Origin of the sequence: Corynebacterium sp. ACRQJ (assembly GCF_022346045.1) — a bacterium.
GTDB classification, from domain to species: Bacteria; Actinomycetota; Actinomycetes; order Mycobacteriales; family Mycobacteriaceae; genus Corynebacterium; species Corynebacterium evansiae.
The window spans coordinates 1-1,559 of record NZ_JAKRMT010000037.1 but is presented as its reverse complement, the minus strand read 5'-3'; the positions used below and the strand labels follow the sequence as shown (position 1 = coordinate 1,559).

2 protein-coding genes are annotated in these 1,559 nt (G+C 55.9%); both read left to right on the top strand.

Translation table 11 applies throughout. From position 1 onward, the window contains the following. The coding region (locus tag MHX52_RS10260; protein ID WP_239318092.1) for a recombinase family protein at positions 1–203 on the top strand (203 nt) is incomplete at its 5' end. Positions 204–552: 349 nt separating this feature from the next. Then, positions 553–1,407 carry a 23S ribosomal RNA methyltransferase Erm gene (erm, locus tag MHX52_RS10255; protein WP_239318091.1) on the top strand — a complete coding sequence of 285 codons (855 nt, stop codon included), beginning with the start codon at positions 553–555 and terminating at the stop codon, positions 1,405–1,407. The last annotated feature ends 152 nt before the right edge of the window (positions 1,408–1,559 follow it).

Below are 1,559 nucleotides of genomic sequence, written 5' to 3'. Positions count from 1 at the left end.
CGTTGGACATAGGACATAACTACGTCGATCAGTCCATTTCCGCGTCAAAGAAGAATGTGGCTCGCCCCGACTACGACGCCATGGTGGCGTCCTTTGAACGCGGCGAAATCGACGCGATCATCTGCTGGGACCTCGAACTACCCGCCCCACGTCGGTGGATAGTCCGATCGGTCGGACAAAATTACTCCCGCACCACAGCGTAATCAGGGGTGCACCTTAAAAACATTCGGAGGTGGGGGTAACTCCCCCTCGTTGCCCAGAGACAAAATACGCCAGTGGCGTCTGTACGACGAGCCGAAAGTAGGACAAATTCCAATCCAGAGAGGTCTTGCACTGTTGCGGTGCGGTTGTCTTCTTTCTCACCGTATTGGACCCTGCGAAATTAATTGGATACGATAGAACCATGTTGATTTCAGGTTCCGTTTTCATGCGGCCGCTCACCAGCCGCTAAGGCGGTTTTCTCCCTCCCGCAGGTTAGAAACCGCTCCGGTCCTTTAGCCGGGCGGCCATTTGCCATGCCCGGCTTCGTTTCAACTCCACGGAGCACACCTGATGTCTACATACGGATACGGCCGTCACGAACATGGCCAAAATTTTCTCACAGACCATAAGATCATCAACTCCATCGTCGATCTTGTAAAACAATCCTCTGGCCCCATCATTGAGATCGGGCCGGGAAGCGGTGCCCTCACTCACCCGATATCCCGCTTGGGGAGGGCAATAACGGCAGTTGAGGTAGACGCAAAACTAGCTGCCAAACTCACAAAAAAGACCGCCTCGGCGTCGGTCGAAGTGGTCCATGATGATTTCCTTAACTTCCCGTTACCCGCCACTCCCTGCGTCATTGTGGGAAACATTCCCTTTCACCTCACCACTGCCATTCTTCGAAAGTTGTTGCATGCGCCGGCATGGACTGACGCTGTACTCCTCATGCAGTGGGAAGTCGCTCGCCGCCGGGCCGGGGTAGGCACAAGCACGATGATGACGGCTCAGTGGTCCCCATGGTTCACGTTTCACCTTGGTTCCCGAGTACCAAGGTCTGCTTTCCGTCCACAGCCTAACGTTGACGGGGGGATCTTAGTGATCCGCCGGGTGGGTGACCCGAAGATCCCGATAGAGCAACGCAAAGCCTTTCAGGCTATGGTGCACACCGTTTTCACCGCCCGGGGACGCGGGATAGGGGAAATTCTCCGAAGGGCAGGGTTGTTTTCATCACGTTCAGAGACACAATCATGGTTGCGCTCGCGAGGAATCGACCCCGCAACCCTACCCCCCAGATTGCGCACTAGCGACTGGATCGATCTCTTTCAGGTGACTGGTTCCTCTCCATCGCACCATCGGCAAATTTCACAATCGGGAAGTAGTCAACGCCCTCCTCAACGCAAAAAACGAGGCCGGCGGCGTTAATCCCCCCCGCCACCCAAACCGAAATCCACCAGTATTAGTGGACGACCAGTGCTGGTCTACCGTGAGCCGGGTTATGACAGTGACGTGTTCTCGTCGGGCACAGTCATAGTTCCCGGCGTTGCCGGCGACAGGGTTCTATACCCAGCAGCGGG